General features: G+C 64.9%; 21 protein-coding genes and 1 pseudogene. 15 read left to right on the top strand and 7 right to left on the bottom strand.

All coding sequences use genetic code 11. The features are described from left to right. Positions 1 to 836: pseudogene (locus DM374_RS23725) on the top strand (PAAR domain-containing protein); the annotation flags it as partial. Beyond that, positions 817 to 1,395 (top strand): hypothetical protein, encoded by a 579-nt coding sequence (locus DM374_RS23730; RefSeq protein ID WP_225422571.1) that lies wholly within the window; start codon positions 817 to 819, stop codon positions 1,393 to 1,395. The pseudogene DM374_RS23725 and the gene DM374_RS23730, both read left to right, overlap by 20 nt. A gap of 130 nt (positions 1,396 to 1,525) precedes the next feature. Here DM374_RS23730 and DM374_RS23735 read toward each other — a convergent pair whose 3' ends face one another. Beyond that, positions 1,526 to 2,311, bottom strand: a complete 786-nt coding sequence (locus tag DM374_RS23735) for a sulfite exporter TauE/SafE family protein (RefSeq protein WP_095157844.1) — start codon at positions 2,309 to 2,311, stop codon at positions 1,526 to 1,528. A gap of 124 nt (positions 2,312 to 2,435) precedes the next feature. On the opposite strand from DM374_RS23735, the gene kdpF reads away from it, so the two are divergent. Genes kdpF through DM374_RS23765 form a run of 6 tightly spaced genes read left to right on the top strand, consistent with a single transcriptional unit; the run spans position 2,436 to position 10,389 of the window. Further along, positions 2,436 to 2,675: a K(+)-transporting ATPase subunit F gene (gene kdpF / locus DM374_RS33820; protein ID WP_225422572.1), complete on the top strand. Its 240-nt coding sequence runs from the start codon at positions 2,436 to 2,438 to the stop codon at positions 2,673 to 2,675. A gap of 9 nt (positions 2,676 to 2,684) precedes the next feature. After that, positions 2,685 to 4,394 carry a potassium-transporting ATPase subunit KdpA gene (gene kdpA / locus DM374_RS23745; RefSeq protein ID WP_110972065.1) on the top strand — a complete coding sequence of 570 codons (1,710 nt, stop codon included), beginning with the start codon at positions 2,685 to 2,687 and terminating at the stop codon, positions 4,392 to 4,394. After that, positions 4,391 to 6,445 (top strand): potassium-transporting ATPase subunit KdpB, encoded by a 2,055-nt coding sequence (kdpB, locus tag DM374_RS23750; protein WP_110972066.1) that lies wholly within the window; start codon positions 4,391 to 4,393, stop codon positions 6,443 to 6,445. The genes kdpA and kdpB overlap by 4 nt, the downstream gene beginning before the upstream one ends. Before the next feature lie 15 nt (positions 6,446 to 6,460). Beyond that, positions 6,461 to 7,021 carry a potassium-transporting ATPase subunit KdpC gene (gene kdpC, locus DM374_RS23755; protein WP_110972067.1) on the top strand — a complete coding sequence of 187 codons (561 nt, stop codon included), beginning with the start codon at positions 6,461 to 6,463 and terminating at the stop codon, positions 7,019 to 7,021. A gap of 9 nt (positions 7,022 to 7,030) precedes the next feature. Then, on the top strand, positions 7,031 to 9,694 hold the full coding sequence (locus tag DM374_RS23760) for a sensor histidine kinase (protein WP_110972068.1): 2,664 nt from the start codon (positions 7,031 to 7,033) through the stop codon (positions 9,692 to 9,694). Then, a complete protein-coding gene (locus DM374_RS23765) occupies positions 9,691 to 10,389 on the top strand; it encodes a response regulator (RefSeq protein WP_095157832.1) in 699 nt (232 codons plus the stop codon). Before DM374_RS23760 ends, DM374_RS23765 begins: the two co-directional genes overlap by 4 nt. Positions 10,390 to 10,539: 150 nt before the next feature. On the opposite strand, the gene DM374_RS23770 is transcribed toward DM374_RS23765, so the two are convergent. Next, the gene (locus DM374_RS23770; protein WP_110972069.1) at positions 10,540 to 11,604 is read right to left on the bottom strand and encodes a patatin-like phospholipase family protein; all 1,065 of its coding nucleotides are present in this window, start codon (positions 11,602 to 11,604) and stop codon (positions 10,540 to 10,542) included. A gap of 165 nt (positions 11,605 to 11,769) precedes the next feature. On the opposite strand from DM374_RS23770, the gene DM374_RS23775 reads away from it, so the two are divergent. The 3 genes from DM374_RS23775 (at position 11,770) to DM374_RS23785 (ending at position 13,712) form a co-directional block, all read left to right on the top strand. Beyond that, positions 11,770 to 12,048: a hypothetical protein gene (locus tag DM374_RS23775; protein WP_110972070.1), complete on the top strand. Its 279-nt coding sequence runs from the start codon at positions 11,770 to 11,772 to the stop codon at positions 12,046 to 12,048. Positions 12,049 to 12,062: 14 nt separating this feature from the next. Further along, complete coding sequence (locus DM374_RS23780; protein WP_110972071.1) at positions 12,063 to 12,830, top strand: CHAD domain-containing protein; 768 nt, start codon at positions 12,063 to 12,065, stop codon at positions 12,828 to 12,830. A gap of 84 nt (positions 12,831 to 12,914) precedes the next feature. Next, a complete protein-coding gene (locus DM374_RS23785) occupies positions 12,915 to 13,712 on the top strand; it encodes an acyl-CoA thioesterase (RefSeq protein ID WP_110972072.1) in 798 nt (265 codons plus the stop codon). A 129-nt stretch (positions 13,713 to 13,841) separates the two neighbouring features. Here the strand turns inward: DM374_RS23785 and DM374_RS23790 are convergent, their stop codons facing one another. Next, positions 13,842 to 15,320 (bottom strand): methyl-accepting chemotaxis protein, encoded by a 1,479-nt coding sequence (locus tag DM374_RS23790; RefSeq protein WP_110972073.1) that lies wholly within the window; start codon positions 15,318 to 15,320, stop codon positions 13,842 to 13,844. Between the two features lie 95 nt (positions 15,321 to 15,415). Then, positions 15,416 to 16,222 carry a TatD family hydrolase gene (locus tag DM374_RS23795; protein ID WP_110972074.1) on the bottom strand — a complete coding sequence of 269 codons (807 nt, stop codon included), beginning with the start codon at positions 16,220 to 16,222 and terminating at the stop codon, positions 15,416 to 15,418. Positions 16,223 to 16,387: 165 nt separating this feature from the next. Between DM374_RS23795 and DM374_RS23800 the strand changes: the two genes are divergently transcribed. The 3 genes from DM374_RS23800 (at position 16,388) to DM374_RS23810 (ending at position 18,918) form a co-directional block, all read left to right on the top strand. Then, complete coding sequence (locus DM374_RS23800; protein ID WP_110972075.1) at positions 16,388 to 17,812, top strand: MltF family protein; 1,425 nt, start codon at positions 16,388 to 16,390, stop codon at positions 17,810 to 17,812. Between the two features lie 102 nt (positions 17,813 to 17,914). Further along, positions 17,915 to 18,349: a DoxX family protein gene (locus DM374_RS23805; RefSeq protein ID WP_110972076.1), complete on the top strand. Its 435-nt coding sequence runs from the start codon at positions 17,915 to 17,917 to the stop codon at positions 18,347 to 18,349. Between the two features lie 260 nt (positions 18,350 to 18,609). Then, positions 18,610 to 18,918, top strand: a complete 309-nt coding sequence (locus tag DM374_RS23810) for a hypothetical protein (RefSeq protein WP_110972077.1) — start codon at positions 18,610 to 18,612, stop codon at positions 18,916 to 18,918. Between the two features lie 24 nt (positions 18,919 to 18,942). Here the strand turns inward: DM374_RS23810 and greB are convergent, their stop codons facing one another. The 3 genes from greB to DM374_RS23825 all read right to left on the bottom strand — a co-directional run bounded on the left by greB (position 18,943) and on the right by DM374_RS23825 (position 22,698). Further along, complete coding sequence (gene greB, locus DM374_RS23815) at positions 18,943 to 19,416, bottom strand: transcription elongation factor GreB (RefSeq protein WP_110972078.1); 474 nt, start codon at positions 19,414 to 19,416, stop codon at positions 18,943 to 18,945. Positions 19,417 to 19,506: 90 nt separating this feature from the next. Continuing rightward, positions 19,507 to 22,014, bottom strand: coding sequence for an ABC transporter permease (locus tag DM374_RS23820; RefSeq protein ID WP_110972079.1), 2,508 nt, complete (start codon positions 22,012 to 22,014; stop codon positions 19,507 to 19,509). Further along, positions 22,015 to 22,698 (bottom strand): ABC transporter ATP-binding protein, encoded by a 684-nt coding sequence (locus tag DM374_RS23825; RefSeq protein WP_095157806.1) that lies wholly within the window; start codon positions 22,696 to 22,698, stop codon positions 22,015 to 22,017. It abuts the gene before it with no gap. A gap of 10 nt (positions 22,699 to 22,708) precedes the next feature. On the opposite strand from DM374_RS23825, the gene DM374_RS23830 reads away from it, so the two are divergent. Beyond that, the gene (locus tag DM374_RS23830) at positions 22,709 to 23,314 is read left to right on the top strand and encodes an arylesterase (protein WP_177431598.1); all 606 of its coding nucleotides are present in this window, start codon (positions 22,709 to 22,711) and stop codon (positions 23,312 to 23,314) included. Positions 23,315 to 23,337 lie beyond the last annotated feature (23 nt).

The raw sequence follows: 23,337 nt of genomic DNA on the forward strand, positions 1-23,337 counted from the left end.
AAGCGTCTGGCAAACCACTGACGCCTGAACTGATCGCCGTCGCCGGTAGCCAGCATGACAATGGCTCAGGCAACAAGATGATGTTCATTGGTCAGGCCGTACGCGAACTGGCCCAGTTCAAGCGCTTCAATCCTGCGTTGACCCGGACACTGGTGGTGTTCACGCCTTCGTACAACGAAGACATGCTCACTGAGGCACGCGGCTCCGCTGATGTTTACGGTGCGGACATCGTCGAAATCACGACGACTCAGGAATTCATCGACTATCTGAACCACGGAAAGGAGAGGCGGCAATCGCCGATCGAGCGCCTGTCGATCTTCAGCCATGGCGTGCCCCAGCAGATTGCCTTTGGCTACCAACTCCCGGGGCACTTCCAGATGTCGCTGGATGTGCTGGATTATCAGGACATCTCGCCGGAAGCCTTCTCAAAAACGGCCCGGCTCGACAGCTATGCCTGCCGCACGGGCATGGGCAATCTCTCGGACAATCCAATCGAAGACGCCCTCCAAGTTTCCCCACAGACGAATCAAAGCCTGGCCCAGTTGCTGGCGAATCATCTGCGGATCAAAGTGGGCGCCTTCATTCGTCGTTCGGACTACAAAAATACTTGGGGATCGTTCAGCGAGCGTCGGATGGGGGATGTTTGTGAAGTCAGCAATGACGTTGTGCCTCAGCAAGAGTGGTGTGGTGAGTGGAAAGCACTTAAAGATGAGCGTCGCAAGAATCACCGAGATCTCAAATTTACCTACCAAACGCTCGGCGCAGTTAATCCTGTGATCTCAGGCAATAGCCCCATCGGCGCACCGGGGGGGTATTTTGATTTTTATCCAAAATAAAGGCGCGTGGGTTGCAATAATAATGTTCTCGCCGCTGCTTTTGCTCGTAGGAAATTATGGGTACAAGGTGGTGACTAGTGTATATAATACCGATCTGGGAAATGGCGTGGTGATCTATGGCGATGATTACGTAAAGAGCGGTCGTTGGGTATTTGACTGCCAATACTCTCGCGTGGTCAGCCGGGAACCCTTGTTGCCACCTTTGGCGGAGTTGAGTGCCCTAGGCGAGGTGACTGTGGGAAAGATGAACTATTTGAGCCGGCGTGATGCCGGCTCGGTCAAGGAGGCAATCAGCGCTGCTGTTGAAAGGACTGAATGGTATAAAAACCTTCAATATGTTTACTCCGGAGTCGATGAAAGCGGCGAGATCTGGAGCCATAAGTTCTTTTTACTGGCTGACCATGCGGGCTTGAAATGGGCTTTGGAAGTTGACCAGATCTTCCGTTCGAATAGAACCGATCGCTTCGTTGTAACTGGAAAGCCCTACAATCCCGAAACCTACGTTGATTACACCAAAGCATTCGCAGCAGCCGTAAAGAGCTGTCCTGCTCCGCAGTAAAATGCCTTCTGTTTTCATCCGGCAACACCGGCTTGGAAACTGCCAAACCAACTTCCCCCACCTGCACCCAAACCCCAAAAATGCAAAAGGGCCGCAATAGCGGCCCTCTTTCATTCACATCTCCGGCATCTCAAAACGCCAGCTTGTACCCGATCAACAACAGCATCGTCGCCAGGCAAGGGCGCAGCACGTTGTCCGAGATCCGCCCGGTCAGGTGGCTGCCGATGTAGATCCCCGGCAACGAGCCCAGCAGCAGATAACCCAGCAGCGACCAGTCCATGTTGCCCATGCTGGCATGGCCAAGGCCGGCGACCAGGGTCAGCGGCACGGCGTGGGCGATTTCGGTGCCGACCAGGCGGCGAGTCACCAGGTACGGATAAAGCAGGAACAACGCCACGGTGCCCAGCGCGCCGGCACCGATGGAGGTCAGCGAGACCATCACGCCGAGGACCACGCCTGTGATCACGGTCAGCACATTCAGGCTGCGCCCGCTCAGGTGGTAACGGTCACCAGCATGCTTGCTGGCAAAGGCTTGAAGACGGGATTTGAACAGGATCGCCAGCGCCGTGAGGATCAGCACCACCGCCAGGCCCTGCTTGATGATGGCGTTCAGCGCCGCAGTGTCGGTGTGCAGGGTGCTGAGGAACCACAAGGTCGCCGCGGCCGCCGGCACGCTGCCGAGGGCCAGCCAGCCGGTGATCGCCCAGTCGATGTTTTTCTGTTTGCTATGGACCCAGACGCCGCTGGCCTTGGTGATGGCCGCGTAGAGCAGGTCGGTGCCGACCGCAGTGGCGGGGTTGATGCCGAACCAGAGCAGGATCGGGGTCATCAGCGAGCCGCCGCCGACACCGGTCATACCGACAATGAAACCGACTACCAGACCAGCAATGGTGAAGCCAAAAGAACCGACATCCATACGTTACCTGACACGCTCTTGAATCGAAGGGCGCGCGCAGCATAACCACTTTTTTTATACCTAAATATATTCATATCGAATTAGCTTATAACCGATATCGATTCGGTCTATGCATACGTGACCGATGTCGATTGTGTCTGATGCATCAAAATGCCCGGCTGGCGCCGCTTTTACGCTTTCTTTATGCGCAACACGCATCCTCGGTCTCGTCCCTTTACTCGCCTCAGCCAGAGAATTTCCCTACGCGGCAGGTGCCGTTGGACGGAGATTTCTCATGAGCATTCTGGACGGGGTGTCACTGCTGCTGGCAGTGGCGTTGTTTGTGTACCTGATGGCCGCGTTGCTGCGCGCCGATCGCGGCTAGGGAGCAGCCATGCACAGTTACGATTACGCATTGCTGCTGGCGTTCTTCGCCCTGGTGCTGTTGCCGGCACCCTGGCTCGGGCGCTTCTATTACAAGGTGATGGAAGGCCAGCGCACCTGGCTGACGCCCGTGCTGGGACCGGTCGAGCGCGGCTGCTACCGCATCGCCGGGGTCAAGGCCGAACAGGAGCAGAACTGGAAGCAGTACGCCCTGGCGCTGCTGGCGTTCAACCTTGCCGGCTTCCTGCTGTTGTTCACGGTGCTGCGCCTGCAGGCGTTCCTGCCGCTGAACCCGCAGCACCTGCCGGGCCAGGAGTGGTCGCTGGCGTTCAACACTGCGGTCAGTTTCATGACCAACACCAACTGGCAGTCCTACAGCGGCGAAGCCTCGGTCAGCTACCTGAGCCAGATGATCGGCCTGACCGTGCAGAACTTCGTCAGCGCCGCTACCGGCCTGGCCGTGCTGGTCGCGCTGTGCCGCGGCATTGCCCGGCGTTCCGTCGGCACCCTCGGCAACTTCTGGGTCGACATGACCCGTGCCACCCTCTACGGCCTGTTGCCGCTGTGCCTGGTGCTGGCGTTGCTGCTGGTCTGGCAGGGCGTGCCGCAGACCTTCAGTGACTACGTTCACGCGATCACGCTGCAAGGCGCCGATCAGCTCATTCCGCTCGGCCCGGCCGCCAGCCAGATCGCCATCAAGCAGTTGGGTACCAACGGTGGCGGCTTCTTCGGCGTCAACTCGGCGCACCCGTTCGAGAACCCCACGGCCTGGAGCAACCTGTTCGAAGTCGCGTCGATCATCCTCATCCCGGTGGCCCTGGTGTTCACCTTCGGCCATTACGTCAAGGACCTGCGCCAGAGCCGCGCGATCATCGCCGGCATGCTCGCGCTGTTCCTGATCGGCGGGGCCACCGCGCTGTGGTCGGAGTACCAGGCCAACCCGACCCTGAGTAACCCACAGGTCGAGCAAGGCGCGCCGCTCGAAGGCAAGGAAAGCCGCTTCGGCACCACCGGCAGCGTGCTCTGGACCGTGACCACCACCGCCGCCTCCAACGGCTCGGTGAACGCCATGCACGACAGCCTCAACCCGCTGACCGGCATGGTCGCGCTGGTCAACATGATGGTCGGCGAAGTGATCTTCGGCGGCGTCGGCGCGGGGCTCTACGGCATGTTGCTGAACGTGCTGATCGCGGTGTTCCTCGCCGGCCTGATGATCGGCCGCACCCCGGAATACCTCGGCAAGAAACTCCAGGCCCGCGAGGTGCAACTGCTGGTCGCGACGCTGCTGGTGATGCCGGTCGGTGTGCTGGTCCTCGGCGCCCTCGCTACCGCGTTACCCGGCCCGGCGGCGAGTGTCAGCAACCCCGGCGCCCACGGTTTCAGCCAGTTGCTCTACGCCTACACCTCGGCCAGCGCCAACAACGGTTCGGCCTTCGCCGGGCTGGGCGCCAACACCACCTTCCACAACCTGATGATCGGCCTGGGCATGTTGATCGGTCGCTTCGGCTACATCCTCCCGGTGCTCGCCCTGGCTGGCAGCCTGGCGCTGAAAAAGACCGCGCCGGTGGGCCTGAACAGCTTCCCGACCCACGGTCCGCTGTTCGTCACCCTGCTGGTGGTCACCATTCTGTTGGTCGGTGGCCTGACATTCCTGCCGGCCCTGGCCCTGGGTCCGGTCGCTGAATTCCTGAGCCTGGGCTTGCAAGGAGTGAATCCATGAACATGCCGATTCCCGAAGTGAACACGGCAGCCAAAAGCAGCCCCCGGACCTCGTTCGCCGCACTGTGGCGCCCGGCGTTGTTGCAGGCCTTCGTCAAGCTTGACCCGCGCCAGCTCAAGCGCGCCCCGGTGATGCTGGTGGTGGAGCTGACCGCGATTTTCACCACGGTGCTGTGCCTGTTGCCCGACAGCGGCGTGCCCACTGGTGTGTCGGTGCAGATCGCGGTGTGGCTGTGGTTCACCGTGCTGTTCGCCAACTTTGCCGAAGCCCTTGCCGAGGGCCGTGGCAAGGCCCGCGCCGACAGCCTCAAGGCGGGCAACCAGGGCCTCAGTGCCCGGCGCCGGACCGGCAGCGGTGGTTTCGAAGTGGTCGCCGCCACGGCCCTGCGCAAGGGTGACGTGGTGCGGGTCGAAGCCGGCGAGATGATCCCCGGCGACGGCGAGGTGATCGAAGGCATCGCCGCAGTCAACGAAGCAGCGATTACCGGTGAGTCCGCGCCGGTGATCCGCGAGTCCGGCGGCGATCGTTCGGCGGTCACCGGCAGCACCCGGCTGGTGTCCGACTGGCTGTTGGTGCAGATCACTACCAACCCCGGCGAATCGACCCTCGACCGCATGATCGCCCTGGTCGAAGGCGCCAAGCGGCAGAAGACGCCCAATGAAATCGCCCTGGACATCCTGCTGATCGGCCTGACCCTGATCTTCCTCGTGGTGGTGGTCACGCTGCAGCCGTTCGCCCATTTCGGCGGCGGCAGCATTCCCATGGTGTTCCTCGTGGCGCTGCTGGTGACGCTGATCCCCACGACCATCGGCGGTCTGCTCTCGGCCATCGGCATCGCCGGCATGGACCGCCTGGTGCGCCTGAACGTCATCGCCCGCTCCGGCCGCGCCGTGGAAGCGGCGGGGGACGTGCATGTGCTGATGCTCGACAAGACCGGCACCATCACGTTCGGCAACCGTCGTTGCAGCGCCGTGTTCGCCGCGCCAGGCGTCACCGCGCGGGAGCTGGCCGAGGGCGCCTTGCTCGCCTCGCTGGCCGACGACACCGCCGAAGGCAAGTCCATCGTCGAGTACCTGCGTCAGTTGCATGACTTCGCCGAGCCGTCGATGGCAGAGCTGGTGCCAGTGCCCTTCAGCGCCGAGACGCGGCTGTCCGGCGTCGATTTCGGTCCGCGTCGCTACCGCAAGGGCGCGGTGGATTCGCTGCTGGCCTTCGTCGGTCTGCAACGCCTGGAAATGCCGGCGCCGCTGGCCCGCGAAGTGGACAAGATCGCCCAGAGCGGCGGCACACCCTTGCTGGTCTGTGTGGACAAGCGCCTGCTGGGCGTCATTCACCTCAAGGACGTGGTCAAGCCCGGCATCCGCGAGCGCTTCGCCGAACTGCGCAAGCTCGGCATCCGCACGGTCATGGTCACCGGCGACAACCCGCTGACCGCCGCCGCCATCGCCGCCGAAGCCGGTGTCGATGACGTGTTGGCCGAAGCCACGCCGGAGAAGAAACTGGCGCGCATTCGTCAGGAGCAGGACGACGGTCGCCTGGTCGCCATGTGCGGCGATGGCGCCAACGATGCCCCGGCGCTGGCCCAGGCCGATGTCGGCATGGCGATGAACGACGGCACCCAGGCGGCTCGCGAGGCGGCCAACATGGTCGACCTCGACAGCGACCCGACCAAGCTGCTGGATGTGGTTCAGGTCGGCAAGGAACTGCTGGTCACCCGTGGCGCGTTGACCACCTTTTCCATCGCCAATGACGTGGCCAAGTACTTCGCCATCCTGCCGGCTTTATTCGCCGCGATATACCCGCAACTGGGCGTGCTCAACCTGATGCACTTGGCCAGCCCGCAGAGCGCCATCGTCTCGGCCATCGTGTTCAACGCGCTGATCATCGTCGTGTTGATTCCGCTGGCTTTGCGCGGGGTGCGGGTCAAGGCGGCCAGCGCTGCCCACCTGCTGCGGCGCAACCTGCTGATCTATGGCCTGGGCGGTCTGTTGGTGCCGTTCGCCGGCATCAAGCTGATCGACCTGCTGCTCAACGCCCTGCACCTGGTCTGAACCGAGGAATTACCCATGACGACTCATCTACGTCCGGCCTTGAGCCTGTTGCTGCTGATGACCCTGCTGACCGGGGTCGGTTACCCGCTGCTGGTCACCGGCATCGCCCAGGTGGCCTTTCCCGAGCAGGCCAATGGCAGCCTGATGCGCGACGACCAGGGCCAGGTCCGTGGCTCCTGGCTGATCGCCCAGCCGTTCAGCGGCGACGCCTGGTTCCAGTCGCGGCCGTCTGCCGCCGACTACGCTACCGTGGCCAGCGGCGCGAGCAACCTGGCGCCGAGCAACCCGGCCCTGGCCACGCGGATCGACGAGGCCGCCGGCGGTCTTTACCGCGAGGCACAAGGTCCGGTGCCGCTGGCCTTGCTGACTACCTCCGGCAGCGGCCTCGATCCGCACCTGCCGCCGGCGGCGGTGGCCTATCAACTGTCACGGGTGGCGGCGGCGCGGCAGATCTCGCAACAGACGTTGCAAGGTCTGGTGGAGCAGGCCACCCTGCAACCCTTGGTCGGCCCACCTGTGGTCAGCGTCCTGGCGCTGAACGCGGCCCTCGACCGGCTCGCCCCGCTCTCGAAATAAGGACACAGCGTGACCCACAGTGATTCGCAGCGCGCCGACGCGCTGCTTGCCGAACTGCCGCGCGAAGGGCGCGGCCGGCTCAAGGTGTTTCTCGGCGCCGCCCCGGGGGTGGGCAAGACCTACGCCATGCTGCAGGCCGCCCATGCGCGCCTGCGGCATAACGTGCGGGTGCTCGCCGGGGTGGTGGAAACCCACGGCCGCAGCGAGACCGAAGCGCTGCTCGGCGGCATTCCGCAGCAGCCGCTGGTGCGCTCGGAATACCGCGGCGTGATCCTTGAGGAAATGGACCTCGACGGCCTGCTCAAGGCCGCACCGGAGCTGGTGCTGGTAGACGAGCTGGCCCACAGCAACGCCCCCGGCAGCCGACACACCAAGCGCTGGCAGGATGTGCAGGAACTGCTGGCGGCGGGCATCGACGTCTACACCACGGTCAACGTCCAGCACCTGGAAAGTCTCAACGACCATGTGCGCGGCATCACCGGCGTGCAGGTGCGCGAAACGCTGCCGGACTGGGTCCTGCAGGAAGCCTTCGAGCTGGTGCTGATCGACCTGCCGCCGCGAGAACTGCTGGAGCGCCTGCGCGACGGCAAGGTCTACGTGCCGGAGCAGGCGCGGGCGGCGATCGATGCCTTCTTCACCCAGACCAACCTCACCGCCTTGCGCGAGTTGGCGATGCAGACCGCTGCGGCCCAGGTCGATGCCGACCTGGCCCACGGTTATCGTCGTCTCGGCCAGGATGCCCCGGCGCTGCGCGGGCGCTTGCTGGTGGGCGTGGATGGCGATGCCCAGGCCGAGCGGCTGGTACGGCATGCCAGCCGGGTCGCCCAGCGCCGCCATCTGCCGTGGAGCCTGGTGCATGTCGACAATGGCCGCCTGCGCGACGAAACCGCTCGCCAGCGCCTGCAAGCGGCGCAGCAACTGGCCGAGCGCCTGGGTGGCGAAGTGGTGGTGCTGCGCGCCGGGGAAGTGGCGCGCACGCTGATTCAGCACGCCATCGAGCGCCGCGCCAGCCTGGTGTTGGTGGGGCAGTCGCGGGATCGCCTGCGTCGCCGTCTGTTCGGCGCGGGCGTGGCGACTCGCTTGCTGCGCGAGGCCCACGGCCTGGAAATCAACGTCCTTGACCGCGATGTCCAGCCGGAGCCGACGCGCACGGTCGCGCCTCGCGTCTGGGTCTGGCGTCACTACGCCCTGGCCCTGCTGGCCACCTTGCTCGCCACAGGGCTGGCCTCGGCGGTGGCACGGGTCATGGACCTGCCGAACATCTCGCTGGTGTTCCTCGCCGCGGTCCTGCTGGTGGCGGTGCGTAGTAGCATCGGCCCGGCGCTGGCCTGTGCGGCGATGTCATTCCTGGCGTATGACTTCCTGTTTATCCCGCCGAATTTCTCCTTCGCCATCCAGCGCGAAGAAGACGTGCTGACCTCGCTGTTCTTCCTGTTGATGGCCGTGCTCACCGGCAACCTCGCCGCGCGGCAGCGCCGGCAACTCAAGGCGTTGCGCGAGACCCAGGAACAGACCGGGCAACTGCTCGACCTGTCACGCAAGCTCACCGCAGCCACTGACCGCCAGGCGGTATTCAGTGCCGCGGGGCAACACCTGGAAGGCTGGTCGGACTTGCAGGCGTGCCTGCTGGAGCGCGACGCCGAGGGCCGTTTGCAGGTGGCCAGCGGCGGCGTGCTGCAATTCAGCGACAACGAGCGCGCCGCCGCCGAGTGGGCCTGGCAGCACGACCAGGCCGCGGGGCAGGGCAGCGACACGCTGCCCAATGGTCGCTGGTGGTGGTGGCCGCTGTCGGTGGACGAAGGCCCGCTCGCCTTGCTCGGTGTGCGTGCCCGTACGGGCGACGAGGCGTTGGCCCCACAACGTCGCCGCCTGCTCAAGGCACTCAGTCAGCCGCTGGCCCAGGCGCTGGCCCGGGCGCGGCTGGCGGACCAGTTGGAAGCCGCGCGCCTGCACGGCGAAACCGAGCAGTTGCGCAGCGCCTTGCTGGCGTCGGTGTCCCATGACTTGCGCACGCCGCTGACCGCGATGCGCGGCAGCATCGACAGCTTGCTGGCGCTGGGCGATGCGATTCCCGCCGCAGACCGCCGCGAACTGCTGGAAGGCACCCGCGACGAAGCTGAACGGCTGGACCGCTATATCCAGAACCTGCTGGACATGACCCGCCTCGGCCACGGCGGCCTCAAGCTGGCGCGGGACTGGGTCGCGCCGGCGGACATTGTCGGCAGCGCCTTGAACCGCCTGCGCGTGGTGCTGGCGCCGCTGCGCCTGCACACCGAGGTGCCGGCGCACCTGCCGCTGCTCTATGTGCATGCGGCGCTGATCGAGCAGGCGCTGGTCAATGTGCTGGAAAACGCCGCGCGGTTTTCTCCGCTCAATGGCCGGCTGGAGATGCGCGTGAGTGTCGAGGACGAGCACCTGTGCCTGGCCGTCGCCGACGAAGGCCCGGGCATCGCCGCGCAGGACCGCGAGCGCATCTTCGACATGTTCTACACCGCCGCCCGCGGTGATCGCGGCGGGCAGGGCACCGGGCTCGGGCTTGCCATCTGCCAGGGCATGATTGGCGCCCATGGCGGGCATATCCGCGTCGATGACGGCCTCGATGGTCACGGCACCTGCATCACACTATGCTTGCCGCTTCCGGCCCAACCCGAACTGGACAGCGAGACCCCATGAGCCAGACCGCGACCCTGCTGGTCATCGACGATGAACCGCAGATCCGCAAATTCCTCCGTATCAGCCTCAGTTCCCAGGGCTACAAAGTGCTCGAAGCGGGGACCGGCGCCGAGGGCCTGAGCCAGGCGGCGCTGTCCCGGCCGGACCTGGTGGTGCTCGACCTCGGCTTGCCGGACATGGACGGCCAGGACGTACTGCGCGAACTGCGCGAATGGAGCGCGGTGCCGGTGCTGGTGTTGTCGGTGCGGGCCAGCGAGGGCGAGAAAGTCCGGGCGCTGGACAGCGGCGCCAATGACTACGTGACCAAGCCGTTCGGCATCCAGGAATTTCTTGCCCGGGTTCGCGCGCTGCTGCGCCAGGTGCCCCAGGCGGCTGCGCCGCAGGCGGCGTGCAGTTTCGGCGCGTTGACCGTGGACCTGGCGTACCGGCGAGTGACCCTCGACGGTGAAGAAGTGGCGCTGACCCGCAAGGAATACGCCTTGCTGGCGCAACTGGCACGGCATCCCGGGCGGGTCATTACCCAGCAGCAGTTGCTCAAGGACATCTGGGGGCCGACCCATGTCGACGACACGCATTACCTGCGCATCGTCGTGGCGCATGTGCGGCAGAAACTCGGGGATGACCCGACGGCGCCGCGGTTTATCGTGACCGAGCCGGGTGTGGGGTATCGGTTGGTGGGGCAGGAGCCGGTTTAAAGGCCTCATCGCTGGCAAGCCAGCTCCCACAGAGTCCGGTGCATGCTGACCTTGTGGGAGCTGGCTTGCCAGCGATGAGCATGGGTATCTACACATCTCGCAGGCAATCGCAGACCGTCAGCCACTTGCGCTCCCACAGTTTGTGGTGGCCTACCGCCGCTCCGCCTCATAGTTATCCAGCGTATCCCGCGCAATCTCCCGTCCCAGCGCGATGAGCTCCGGCGCTTTGTAGAACTCGAAAAACCGGCACACCCGCTTCGGCACGTTGATTAGCACATCCGGCGGATACCCGGCGATCTTGTACTGCGCCAGCGAGGTCTGCATCACCTCGAAACTCTGGTTGATCAGGTCCAGCAGGGACGCCGGCCCGACGTTATCGACAATGAACGAGCCGGTCGCCGACTTCGGCGCGCCGTCGCGCTCCGGCGCCGCGGAGGGTTGCTGGGCCTTGGGGCTGGCGGCGTCTGCCAGCCAAGGATTGGGCACCTGCGTCGCCTCGATCGCCAGGTCCTGCTCCATCTCTTGCGCCAGTTCCTTTTCCAACCCCAGCAGCACCTCGGCCTGCTTGCGCCGGAACGGCAGGCGCGAGCCCACCGAACTGATCAGGTTGTCGAAGCGCAGCTTGAACGCTGGCGGCCGCTCGATAACCGGCAGCTGGTATTGCTTCTGGTTGGTGGAGTTGAGGTTGACCGCGATGATCAGGTCGCTGTGGCTGGACACCACCGGGATGATCGGCAGCGGGTTGAGAATGCCGCCATCGACCAGGGTGCGGTTGCCCTGAACCACCGGGGTGAACAGGCTGGGAATCGCCGCAGAGGCCCGCATCGCCTGATGCAGGCAGCCTTCCTGAAACCAGATTTCCTGCTGGTTGGTCAGGTCCGTGGCCACCGCCGTGTAGGGAATGCGCAACTGCTCGATATTGATTTCGCCGACGATCTTGCGGATCTGTCCGAAAACCTTGTCGCCACGGATCGCGCCTAGGCGGAAACTCACGTCCACCAGGCGCAGCACGTCGAGGTAGTCCAGGCTCTCGATCCAGTTGCGGTATTCGTCCAGCTTGCCAGCGGCGTAGATCCCGCCAACCACCGCACCCATGGAACAGCCGGCGATGCAGGAAATCTCGTAACCTCGCCGTTCGATTTCCTCGATCACGCCGATATGCGCATACCCCCGGGCCCCGCCCGAGCCCAACACCAGCGCTACGCGCTTTTTCATGATTGCGCCCCTGCGTCGATCGCCACTTTGATGACCCGAGAATGCGCCTGTTTCGGGTTGCGCTTCAATCGTCGTCTGCGCTGGGCTACGCTGAACAGGGCACTTTTGCTGATGCCCGCCGTCGAACATGCCGACACGACTTTTCCCATCTTCGAGGTAACACCGATGAAAGCCCTGATCACCCTGTCCCTGATTGTTGTGGCCCTGGCGGGTTGCGCGGGCAAGACGGCCTATCGCGACAGTTGCGGCAGCCAGCTCGACGCCGCCTGGAAGGAGCTCGACCTGGCCAAGGCCGAGGGCTTCGCCGGTACCGTCAGTTACTCCAAGGCCCTGTCGCTGCTGACCGGCGCCAAGACCCAACAGCAGTTCGAAGCCTTCGAAGGTTGCACCAAGAAAGCCGAGAAAGCCCGCTTCTATATCCGTGAGTCCCGCGCCGGACGTTGATGAGGTAAGGCCCCATGTCGCAGATGTTCGATCATGTCGTCGCTCAGGTGCTTGGCTTGCACGTTCGTCTGCTGGCCTGCCAGGCACGCCTCGCGGAAAACACCGACAGCGAAGCGTTGCACGACCTACGCACCAACGTGCGGCGACTGCGCAGCTTGCTGCGACCGCTGCGCGGCCTGCCAGGAGTCGATCAACTGGAGAGCGCGGCCAAGGCGGTGGGCGACATGACCACGCCACTGCGCGACCGCGAAGTGCTCGCCGAGCAACTGTTCGAGCGCCAGCAACCGGATGCGGCGCAGCGGCGCCTGGCGGGCGAGGGCGCGACCTTCGCCGCCGTGGCGGCCAGCACCCAGTTGCACAAACTGCTGGCGATCATCGATGCCTTCCCGGCCTTCCTCCGCGCCATCGAACAACAGAAGCTGGTGCCGGACCTGCGCAAGCGCATCGAAAAGCGCCTGGACAAGCAATGGAAGAACATCGTCAAAGCCATGCACGACCCGGCCCACGACCGCCATCGCCTGCGCCTGTTGATCAAGCGCTCGCGCTACGGCGCCGAAGCCTACCCGCAACTGGGGCGCCTGAAGCGTTCGATGCGCGCCTCGCTCAAGCGCGCCCAGGATGACCTCGGACACTGGCATGACCTGCTGCAATGGCTGACCCAGGCCGAAAAGCAGCCTGACCTGGCCGCCCTTGTGCCGCAGTGGCAGGCGCAGCTTGTCGAAGCCGAACAGCGCGCGGACAAGACCCTTAACACCCTGCTGAAGCATATCGACGAGCGATAATGCGCTGAATTGGCAGTTATGCGGCCTGCTGGGGTGGGCTATCTCCTCTTAAGATCGTGGGACTTTTCCGTAGGTGAGGTCCGCATGAATTTTTCCCAACTGCTCACCGCTGTCCGTCAGCGCCCGCAGGAAGTGGTCATTCCCGCCGAGTGGGCACAAGGTCGCGCCTGTTTCGGCGGCCTGATGGCGGCGCTGGTCTACGAGGCCATGCACGCCAAGGTGTCGCCGGAGCGTCCGGTGCGTTCACTGGCCATCACCTTCGTCGGCCCCGCCGAGCCGGGCGTGCCCATCAGTTTTGAGGTGGAGATGCTCCGCGAGGGTCGTGCAGTGAGTTCGCTGCTGGGCCGGGCAATCCAGAACGGCCAGACCGTCACCCTGATCCAGGGCAGCTTCGGCGCTGGGCGTACCTCGGTCATCGATGTGCCGGCGTTGCCGGCGAGGGAAATGAAAAGCCTGGAAGACTCCAGCCCGGAACTGCCGTACATCCCCGGCGCGACCCCGGAATACATCCGCTACCTGTCCATGCGCTGGGGCATCGGCGCCATGCCGTTCAGCAACAAGCCGCTGCGCAGCATGGGCGGCTGGGTGCGTTTGAAGGACGCGGTGGAAGAGCCGGTGACCGAAGCGCATCTGCTGGCGCTGGTGGACGCCTGGCCGCCGGCGTTGTTGCCGTACCTGAGCAAACCGGCAGCGGGCAGCACCCTGACCTGGACCATCGAATTCGTCCAGCCGGTGGCCAGCCTCAGCACCCTGGACTGGTGCCAGTACTGCGCGGACATCGAGCACGCCCGTGATGGTTATGGCCACACCGCCGCAGCCATGTGGGACGCACGTGGCGAGCTGCTGGCGATCAGTCGGCAAACGGTGACCGTGTTCGCTTGAGTGTCAGTGACGGTGGCGATAGGGCCAGGCTTGGTAACAACGTCGTTCCGGTCGGCCTCATCGCCGGCAAGACCGGCTCCCACGTGACCTGTGGGAGCCGGCTTGCCGGCGATGAGGCCCCAAAATGCTCTACAACTTCAACTGCCCGATCACCTTGTTCAATTCCCCGGCCAGGGTCGCCAGTTCATCGCTGGTGGTCGCCGACGACACCGTCTGCTGCACTGTGTCCTCGGTCACGTCACGAATGCTCACCACGGCGCGGTTCATTTCCTCGGCGACATGGCTCTGCTCTTCGGCCGCCGCAGCAATCTGGGTATTGCTCTCGCGCATCTGCGCCACCGCCGCGGTGATTTCCGCCAGGGCTTCGCCGGCTTCCTGCGCCTGTTTGACGCAATCGTCGGCCTTGAACGAGCTTTCGGTCATGAACTCCACCGCGTCGCGGGTACCGGCCTGCAAGGCGGAAACCATGTCGGTGATTTCGTCGGTCGAACTCTGCACTCGTTTGGCCAGGTTGCGCACTTCATCCGCTACCACCGCGAAGCCACGGCCCAGGTCGCCGGCACGGGCGGCCTCGATGGCGGCGTTGAGGGCGAGCAGGTTGGTTTGTTCGGCGATGCTGTGGATCACATTGACCACGCCGTTGATCTTCTGGCTGTCCTCGGCCAGTTGGCGAATCATCTCGGCGGTCTGCTGCACGCCGCTAGACAGCCCGGCGATAGAGGTCTGCACCCGGCTGACCACTTGCTGGCCGCTGCCGGCCAGGGTGTCGGCGGTCTGCGACAGGTCGCGGGTGGCGCCGGCATGCTGGGCGATATGGTAGACGGTCGCGGACATCTCGTTGATCGCCGTGGCCGCCTGGTCGGTTTCGCTCTGCTGGCCGAGCATGCCGTGGCGCACATCGCTCATGCTGGAGGCCAGGCGCGCGGCACCGGAATCGAGTTGCGCGGCGGTGAGCGCGACGGTGTTCACCACGCGATGGTAGGTGGTCTGCATGGCGTTGAAGGCCGTGGCCATCTGCCCGATCTCGTCGTGGCAGGCCAGCGGCACCCGGGCCGAGAGGTCGCCGGTCTTCTCGACGTGCAGCATCACGTCCTTGAGGATGTTGAGCTGGGCCAGCAGGAAGCGGATCAGCAACTGCGAGGCGCAGAGCATCGCCAGCATCAGGATCAGCACGCACACCGCGTAGTTGCCGAAGCGGTCGCCATAGACCTGCACGAAGCTCGGCGAAGGCGCCAGCACGGCGACCCGCTGACCGTCACGGCTGATGACCTGGGCACCGGCCAGCGGATCATCGCCGAAGACCGCATAGGGCTCGATCGTCACCCAACCGCTGGCGTTGGCCACGGATTCGAGGGGCTTGCCCTGGTAGTTGGGCACCTGACCGGGAGTGAAGGTCAGGACGTGCGGGCTCTGTGGCAACGCCTGTCCCGCCGGCCAGGCGGCCAGCAAGCGTGCTTCGGCGACGGCCCGGCTCTGGGCTTCGTCCACCCGCGCCTGCTGTTCGAGGAACACCGCGTACAGCACCAGGAACAGCGTGGTGACGAAGGCGACCGCGTTGACAGCCCAGAACTTGTACTTCAGGGAGATATTGCTAAGCCAGGCACCCATGGTAGGTCTTCTCTGAGTTAAGCGTTTAAGCGGAAAGTTTTTTGGCAAGGTGCCGGCATTCTGTTCGACTAATCAGCAATAAATCTTGATATGTGTCAAGCCAGCTCGGGCAGGCTGAAAAAGCGCTGTGCACAGCGGGTCGTGTGGGCTGCCACCTGCTCCACGGACTCACCCCGGTGGAGGGCTACTTCGCGCAACACTTCCGGGAGGAAGGCGGGTTCGTTGCGCCCGCTTTTCGGCTTCGGCCGCAGGCTGCGCGGCAGCAGGTAGGGCGCATCGCTTTCCAGCATCAGCCGTCCCTCGGGAATGCTGCCCACCAGCGGATGCAGGTGGGTGCCGCGGCGTTCGTCGCAGATCCAGCCGGTGATACCGATGTGCAGGTCGAGGTCGAGGTAGCCGAACAGCGCCTCGCGCTCGCCGGTGAAGCAGTGCACCACGGCGGCGGTGAGGTGGTCGCGGTAGTCCTTGAGGATATGTAGCAGGCGCTCGCTGGCGTCGCGTTCATGCAGGAACACCGGCATCTGCAGCTCGACCGCCAGGGCCAATTGCTCCTCCAGGGCTTTTTCCTGCTGCGGACGCGGCGAGAAATCGCGGTTGAAATCCAGCCCGCATTCACCCACCGCCTGCACCCGCGGTTGCTCCAGCAACTGACGCAAGCGGCGCGGGCTTTCGGCGTCCCAGTGGCTGGCGTCGTGGGGGTGAACACCCGCAGTGGAAAACAGCCGCTGGCCGCTCTCGTCCAGCTGCTGGCACAGCTCCAGCGCCTCTTCGCTGCCCGCCAGGCTGGTGCCGGTCAGCAGCATTTGCCGCACGCCCGCAGCTTCGGCGCGCTCGAGAATGGCCTGGTGTTTGCCGGCGAAACTGGAGTTGGTCAGATTGACGCCGATGTCAATGAGTTGCATGGTGCTACCTCGGGATTTGCCGCAGATGGGCGCTGGTTGCGCCAAAAAATATCAATAAACACAAGAACTTCAATGAGTTGTCACGGTCTTTTGCGGTCAATTGTCATGGACCTGCTGCAGAGTATGACCCCCGACACCCCATCGCGGCCTGTTGCCGGAGCCCGGATGACGCGAGCGTTACTGATGATTCTGCTGTGTACCGGACTGCTGCTGCCAGGGTCGGCCAGCGCGCGCCTGCCCGGTCCGCCGCAGGTGGTCAGCAACGACAAGACCCGTGACCTGGCGCAAATCCGCGCCAGCCGCGAACTGCGCGTGCTGGTCAACCAGAGCCGCAACAGCTCCGGCGAGGTCAAGGGCCAGTCCTATGGCGTCGAATACCACCGCCTGCGCGCCTTCGAACATTACCTCAATGCCCGCGCCCGCGACGGCCAGGAACTGCGCCTGAAGCTGATTCCCAAGGCCAAGGACCAGCTGATCAGCGCCCTGCAGCGGGGCGAAGGCGATCTGGTGGCGCCGGGTGAGTTGCTCGATCCGGTGTCGATCCGCGGCGTCAGCTCCAGCGATCCGGTGATGGCCCAGGTTCCGCTGGTGCTGGTGGGGCGCAAGGGCGAGCGGGTGTACGGCAAGGTCGAGCAACTTGCCGGCCGCAGCGTGGCCCTGCCCAGCGCCAGCGCCGCCGGCGACACTTTGCACGAGATCAATCAGAAACTGGCCTTGCGCAAGCTGGCGCCGATCAAGGTGGAATGGATCGACCCAAGTCTGGCGGTCGAGGACGTGCTGGAAATGGTCCAGGCCGGGATTCTGCCGCTCACCGTGGTGGAGCAGCCGATCGCCGAGCGCTGGAGCAAGGTCATGCCCAAGTTGCAGATCCAGCGCCGCGTCAGCCTGACGGCGCCGGAGAACATGCACTGGTACATGCGCCGCGAGGCGGTGATGCTGCACGCCAGCGTCGACCGCTTCCTTCAGGAATACCGCGTGCCGGCGGACCAGGACGTGGCCTTCGAGCGCATCTACCGTCGTCTGTACAAGGTTCACTATCCGCTGGCCAAGGCCAACCGCCAGCGTCTCGACAACCTGCGCCCGGTCCTGCAGAAACACGCTGAGGCGCAGAATCTTGATTGGCTCAACCTCGCCGCGCTGGCGTTCAAGGAATCCTCGCTAAACCCCGCCGCTCGCGGTGCCGGTGGTGCCCACGGCCTGATGCAGATGACCCCGAGCGCGGCGCAGCGGGTCGGGGTCAGTGATATCAACAGCGTCGATGGCAATGTCCAGGCCAGCGCCCGTTACCTGGCGCTGATCCGGCGCAAGTTCTTTGCCAGCAACCAACTCAACGAGCGCGAACGCATGGCCTTCGTGCTGGCGGCCTACAACCTTGGCCCCGAGCGGGTCCAGGCGATGCGCGCCGAGGCCCGTCGCCGCGGCCTCAATCACAACCAGTGGTTCTTTCAGGTCGAGCGGGTGGCCCTTGAGCAGGTGGGAATGGGGCCGGTCAGCTATGTTAATAGCGTCAACAAGTACTTTCTGGCCTTCGACCGGGAGCGGGAGACGCTGGAGTCCTCTCGGGCGCAAAAGGTGGCGAATCGCAAATAATCAAATTATTCGATTCTAATGATGGGTTAATTGCGATTTTCATATTGAGTAATATGATTATTATGGCGCCAACACCACATCACACCTTGTAAGGAACACAGCATGAACGCCCTCCATTCCGTAATGACCACCCGCGCTGGCTGGGGTATGACCGTCCTGCGCATCATCGTCGGCATCATCTTCATGGCTCACGGTTCGCAGAAGCTGTTCGGCTGGTTTGGCGGCGGTGGTCTGGCGGGCACCGCGCAGTTCATGGAAAGCCTCGGCCTGACACCCGGCACCCTGATGGCCGCCCTGTCTGGTGGCGCCGAGTTCTTCGGTGGCCTGGCCCTGGTGATCGGCCTGTTGGCGCGGCCTGCGGCGGTAGCACTGATCGGCCTGTTGCTGGTGGCGATCTTCTCGGTGCATATCCACAACGGCCTGTTCATGCAGAACAACGGTTACGAGTTCGCCCTGGCGCTGCTGGGTGGCGCGGTGGCGGTGCTGTTCGAAGGGGCAGGGCGGGCTTCGGTGGATGCGGCCATTTCCAAGAGTTGAGGGGAAATCGCGACGGTTCGGCGCCCCGACGAGCTCGCTCCTACGGACCTTGTAGGAGCGAGCTTGCTCGCGATTTTGCCATTGGTCGTGTTGACAGTTCGCCAGCCGCTTCTCTAGGATTCGCACTTGCGCCGATTTAAACAGCTACTTGCGGGGCGCAGGAGAGCCCTTCGTGGTGATCCGAATACCGCTAAAACGCTGGTTCGGTGATGCCTCCCACCGCAGCCCAGCGGGATCTGCGAGGCGGAGAATATGACTCCATGAGTTGCCCACGTTCCATTGTCTGTCTGACACCCCTGTCTTCCAGCCAGTCGGCCCGCGCCCCGCGCGTCCTGCTGATCGGCCCGCACCAACCCACTCTCGTTCGCTTGCTCGATGGCTGGCCGCGTCGCAAGGGCCGCGCTACCGCCTTGCTGATCCAGTTCGTCGATGACGTCGCGGCGCTCGCCGACTACACCAATGACCGTTTCGACCTCGCCGTGGTGCAGTCGCCAGCCCGCGAAGACGCTGCCGAAATGATCAGCCACCTGACCCGCATCGCACGGCAGGGTCTGATTACCCGCGCCTGAGGCCGGTGCCGCAGCGGTGAAGCATCACTGTGGATAGCTGATGCTGTTCACATACCAGACCGCCTCGCCACCCGGGGTCTGCACCACCACCTCGTCGCCCTCTTCTTTCTTCAAGAGAGCGCGGGCCATGGGCGAGTCCACCGAGATGTAGTCGTTGCGGCCATAGATCTCGTCATAGCCGACGATGCGGAAGGTCATCTGCTCGCCGGCATCGTTCTCGATCTCCACCCAGGCGCCGAAGAACACCTTGCCTTCCTGCTCTGCGCGGTAGTCCACCACTTTCACGTCTTCCAGGCGTTTGCGCAGATAGCGCACGCGGCGGTCGATTTCGCGCAGCAGTTTCTTGTTGTACTGGTAGTCGGCGTTTTCGCTGCGGTCGCCAAGGGAGGCGGCCCAAGTGACTTTCTGAGTGATTTCGGGACGGTAAACGCGCCAGAGGTGGTCCAGCTCCGCCTTCAGCGCCTCGTGGCCTTTTCGGGTGATGATGTTGGTAGCCAATGCCTTCTCCTGGGCGGGCGATACGTCAGCCGCAAAGAGTACCCGCCGAATCGGCAGCGGTACAGGCTGCCGGTGGCGGGCACGCAGGACTCAGCCTTCGCGCAGCACCGTCAGCGGGCTGGCGTTGAGCGCGCGGCGAGTGCCGACCACGCCGGCACCACCGACCAGCAGCGCGCCGACCAGCGGCAGCAGGAGCAGCGACGGGTGCGGGCCCCAGTGCAGGTCGAAGGCGAAGCGGTAGAGCACCCAGGTGATCAGCTCGCAACCGATCGCCGCGAGCAGGCCGCTGGCGGCGCCGAGCAGGCCGAACTCGATACGCCGCGCCTTGACCAGCAAGGCCCGGCCGGCCCCCAGCGCCCGCAGCAGGGCGCCTTGGCGGATGCGCTCGTCGAGGGTTGCCTGCAGGCCGGCGAACAACACCGCCAGCCCTGCCGCGAGCACGAACAGCAGCACGTACTGCACCGCCAGGGTGACTTGCGCAAGGATGCTGCGCAGTTGCTCCAGCAGAGCATCGACCGGAAGGATGGTGGTCGCCGGGAAGGCGCGGGACAGGGCGACCACTTGCTGGTCGTTGCCCGGTGCGAGGTAGAAGCTGGTCAGGTAGGTGGTCGGCAGACCCTGCAGGGTGCCGGGCTGGAAGATCATGTAGAAGTTCGGCTGGAAACTGTCCCAGTTGACCGTACGCAGGCTGCTGACCTGAGCCTCGCGCTCTTCGCCGCCGATGACGAAAGTCAGGCGGTCGCCTAGCTTGAGCTTGAGGCTTTCCGCCAGTTCCGACTCCACCGACACCCCGGGCAGCGCGTCCGCCGCCGGTTGGCCCTGCCACCACTGTCCGGCGCTGAGGCTGTTGCTTTCGGGCAGGTCGGCGGCCCAGGTCAGGCTCAGGTCACGTTGCACTGCGCGGTCGCCGGTGGATTCCTTGCTGACGATCTGGTTCACCGCTTCGCCGTTGATTTGCGTCAGACGGCCGGGGATCACCGGATAGAGCGGCGCGGCGTGGCTGGAGAAGCCTTCCAGTTGGCTGGCGAAGCTGGCCTTGTCGTCCGGCAGGATATTCAGCACGAAATAGTTGGGCGCATCTTCGGGCAACTGGTTGTGCCAGGTGTCCAGCAACTCGATGCGCAGCAGGGTGATCAGGCCCATTGCCAACAGGATCAGGCCGAATGCCAGCGATTGGCCGGCCGCCGCCAGCGGGTGGCGCAGCAGTTGCCCGAGGCCCAGTCGCCAGGCCAGGGGTGCTCCGGCGAGCAACCGGCGCAGGCTGCGCAAACCCAGCAAAAGCAGGCCGCCGAGCAACAGTGCAGCGATCAGGCCGCCGCCGAGCAGGGCGAAGGTCAGCAGCAGGTCGAGGCTCAGGCGCCACATGATCAGGCCGAGGGCGAGGATCGCCGCACCGTAGACCAGCCAACTGCTCGCTGGCACCGGCAGCAAATCCCGACGCAGCACCCGCAGCGGCGGAACCCGGCCCAGCGCGGCGAGAGGGGGCAGGGCGAAGCCGGCGAGGGCGACCAGGCCGGTCGCGATCCCGGCAAGCGCCGGGGTGATGCCGCCGTCGGGAATCTCCGCTGGCAGCAAGCCGTCGAGCAGTGCGAACAAGCCCAGTTGCGCCAGCCAGCCGAGCAGAGCGCCGGCCAGGGCGGCGAGGCTGCCGAGGATCGCCAGCTGCAGGCAGAACAGGCTCAGCGCCTGGCGCCGCGACAGGCCCAGGCAGCGCAACAAGGCGCTGGCATCGAAGCGGCGTACGGCGAAGCGGCTGGCGGACAGCGCCACGGCCACACCGGCCAGCAACACCGCGACCAGGCTGGCCATGTTCAGGTAACGCTCGGCCTTGCCCAGGGCGCCGCCGACCTGCTGGTTGCCGTCGCGGGCGTCGCGGATGCGTTGGTTGGGCGCCACGGTGGCTTCGAGCGCCTGGCGGTAGTCGGCGAGTATCAGGTTGTCGCCGCGCCACAGCTCGCGGTAGGTCACCCGGCTGCCGGGCTGGACCACGCCGGTGGCGTCGAGGTCGGCGAGGTTGATCATCACCCGTGGGGTCAGGCTGTAGAAATTGCCGGCGCGGTCCGGCTCGTAGGTCAGCACCCGGCTCAGGCGCAGGGTTTTCATGCCCACGTCGATGCTGTCGCCAATCTTCAGGTCGAGGGCCGCCAGCAAGCGTGGCTCGGCCCAGGCTTCGCCGGAGGCGGGGCCGCCGCCGGTGGTTTCGGCGGCGTAGGGTTCAGGGGCGCTGCGCAGTTCGCCGCGCAGCGGATACGCGGCGTCGGCGGCTTTGACGCTGGACAGTTGGATACCGTTGTCGGTGGCGATTACGCTGGAGAATTCAACCACCCGCGCATGGGCCAGACCCAGCGCTGTGCCGCGTTCGATCTGTTCGGCGCTGGCCGGCGAGCTGCCTTGCAGCACCAGGTCGGCGCCGAGGAATTCGGTCGCCCGCAGCAACATGGCGCCGTTGAGGCGGGCGCCGAAGTAGCCGATGGCGGTGCTCGCCGCCACGGCGATCAGCAGGCCGAAGAACAGCACCCGCAGTTCACCGGCGCGGGCATCGCGCAGCAGTTGGCGCAGGGCAAGGTTGAACAGGCGCAGAAAGGACAGGCGTGCCATCTAGGGCTCCATCGGGCTGACCAGATGGCCGGCGTCCAGGCGGATCTGGCGGCGGCAGCGCCGGGCCAGGCGTTCGTCGTGGGTCACCAGCACCAGGGTGGTGCCGCGCTCCTTGTTCAGTTCGAACAGCAGGTCGCTGATGCGTTCACCGGTATGGCTGTCGAGGTTGCCGGTGGGCTCGTCGGCGAACAGCACATCCGGCTCGGCGGCGAAGGCCCGGGCGATCGCCACCCGTTGCTGCTCGCCGCCAGAGAGCTGGCGCGGCGAATGGCTCAGGCGCTGGCCCAGGCCGACGCGCTCCAGCAGGGTGCGGGCGTGCTCGCGGGCGTCGCGGCGGCCTTCCAGCTCCAGCGGCAGCATGACGTTTTCCAGGGCGTTGAGGCTGTCGAGCAACTGGAACGACTGGAACACGAAGCCGACGTGCTCGGCGCGCACCTTGGCGCGCTGGTCTTCGTCCAGCGGCCCGAGGTCGTGGCCGGCCAGGGTGACGGAGCCTGCGCTGGGCTGGTCGAGCCCTGCCAGCAGGCCGAGCAGGGTGGACTTGCCCGAGCCGGACGCGCCGACGATGGCGAGGCTGTCGCCTTCGTTGAGGTCCAGGGACAGTTCGTGGAGGATGGTGAGGTTGCCTTCCGCGCTGGGAACCACTTTGCTAAGGTTCCGCGCAGTGAGAATGCTGGGGCCCATGGAGAATCCGATGCGAGTGTGGTTATTGAGTGCTGGTCTGGCCTTGCTGTGCATGGCGCAGAGCGCAACGGCGGGTACGGTATTGATCGTCGGCGATAGTATCAGTGCCGCTTTTGGCCTGGATACCCGACAGGGCTGGGTCGCGCTGCTGCAACAGCGGCTCAGCAACGAGGGTTACAGCGATAAAGTGGTCAATGCCTCGATCAGTGGCGATACCAGTGCCGGAGGCCAGGCGCGGCTGCCGGCGCTGCTTGCAGCGCACAAACCGAGCCTGGTGGTGCTGGAACTGGGAGGCAATGACGGCCTGCGGGGGCAGCTTCCTGCGCAATTGCAACAAAATCTTGCTTCGATGGTAGACCAGTCCCGCAAGGCCGGGGCCAAGGTCGTGCTGCTGGGCATGCAACTGCCGCCCAACTATGGCCAGCGTTACACCAAGGCCTTCGCTCAGGTCTTTACCGACGTGGCTACCCAGAAAAACATCGCGCTGGTGCCGTTTTTCCTGGAGGGCGTCGGGGGCGTTCCTGATCTGATGCAGGCGGATGGCATCCATCCGGCGCAAGGGGCCCAGTCGAGGTTGCTGGAAAATGCCTGGCCGGCAATAAAACCGCTGCTTTGACGCTTTTATAGTGACCGGCTTTC

Source organism: Pseudomonas huaxiensis (assembly GCF_003231275.1).
Lineage (GTDB): Bacteria > Pseudomonadota > Gammaproteobacteria > Pseudomonadales > Pseudomonadaceae > Aquipseudomonas > Aquipseudomonas huaxiensis.

Coding starts and splice junctions, on each gene's coding strand:
- DM374_RS23830 (WP_177431598.1), top strand. CDS start 22,709: ATGCGAGTGTGGTTATTGAGTGCTGGTCTGGCCTTGCTGTGCATGGCG.
- kdpC (WP_110972067.1), top strand. CDS start 6,461: ATGACGACTCATCTACGTCCGGCCTTGAGCCTGTTGCTGCTGATGACC.
- DM374_RS23790 (WP_110972073.1), bottom strand. CDS start 15,320: ATGGGTGCCTGGCTTAGCAATATCTCCCTGAAGTACAAGTTCTGGGCT.
- kdpB (WP_110972066.1), top strand. CDS start 4,391: ATGAACATGCCGATTCCCGAAGTGAACACGGCAGCCAAAAGCAGCCCC.
- kdpF (WP_225422572.1), top strand. CDS start 2,436: ATGTCGATTGTGTCTGATGCATCAAAATGCCCGGCTGGCGCCGCTTTT.
- DM374_RS23810 (WP_110972077.1), top strand. CDS start 18,610: ATGAGTTGCCCACGTTCCATTGTCTGTCTGACACCCCTGTCTTCCAGC.
- DM374_RS23805 (WP_110972076.1), top strand. CDS start 17,915: ATGAACGCCCTCCATTCCGTAATGACCACCCGCGCTGGCTGGGGTATG.
- DM374_RS23825 (WP_095157806.1), bottom strand. CDS start 22,698: ATGGGCCCCAGCATTCTCACTGCGCGGAACCTTAGCAAAGTGGTTCCC.
- DM374_RS23820 (WP_110972079.1), bottom strand. CDS start 22,014: ATGGCACGCCTGTCCTTTCTGCGCCTGTTCAACCTTGCCCTGCGCCAA.
- DM374_RS23775 (WP_110972070.1), top strand. CDS start 11,770: ATGAAAGCCCTGATCACCCTGTCCCTGATTGTTGTGGCCCTGGCGGGT.
- DM374_RS23795 (WP_110972074.1), bottom strand. CDS start 16,222: ATGCAACTCATTGACATCGGCGTCAATCTGACCAACTCCAGTTTCGCC.
- DM374_RS23780 (WP_110972071.1), top strand. CDS start 12,063: ATGTCGCAGATGTTCGATCATGTCGTCGCTCAGGTGCTTGGCTTGCAC.
- DM374_RS23800 (WP_110972075.1), top strand. CDS start 16,388: ATGACGCGAGCGTTACTGATGATTCTGCTGTGTACCGGACTGCTGCTG.
- DM374_RS23735 (WP_095157844.1), bottom strand. CDS start 2,311: ATGGATGTCGGTTCTTTTGGCTTCACCATTGCTGGTCTGGTAGTCGGT.
- kdpA (WP_110972065.1), top strand. CDS start 2,685: ATGCACAGTTACGATTACGCATTGCTGCTGGCGTTCTTCGCCCTGGTG.
- DM374_RS23765 (WP_095157832.1), top strand. CDS start 9,691: ATGAGCCAGACCGCGACCCTGCTGGTCATCGACGATGAACCGCAGATC.
- DM374_RS23785 (WP_110972072.1), top strand. CDS start 12,915: ATGAATTTTTCCCAACTGCTCACCGCTGTCCGTCAGCGCCCGCAGGAA.
- DM374_RS23770 (WP_110972069.1), bottom strand. CDS start 11,604: ATGAAAAAGCGCGTAGCGCTGGTGTTGGGCTCGGGCGGGGCCCGGGGG.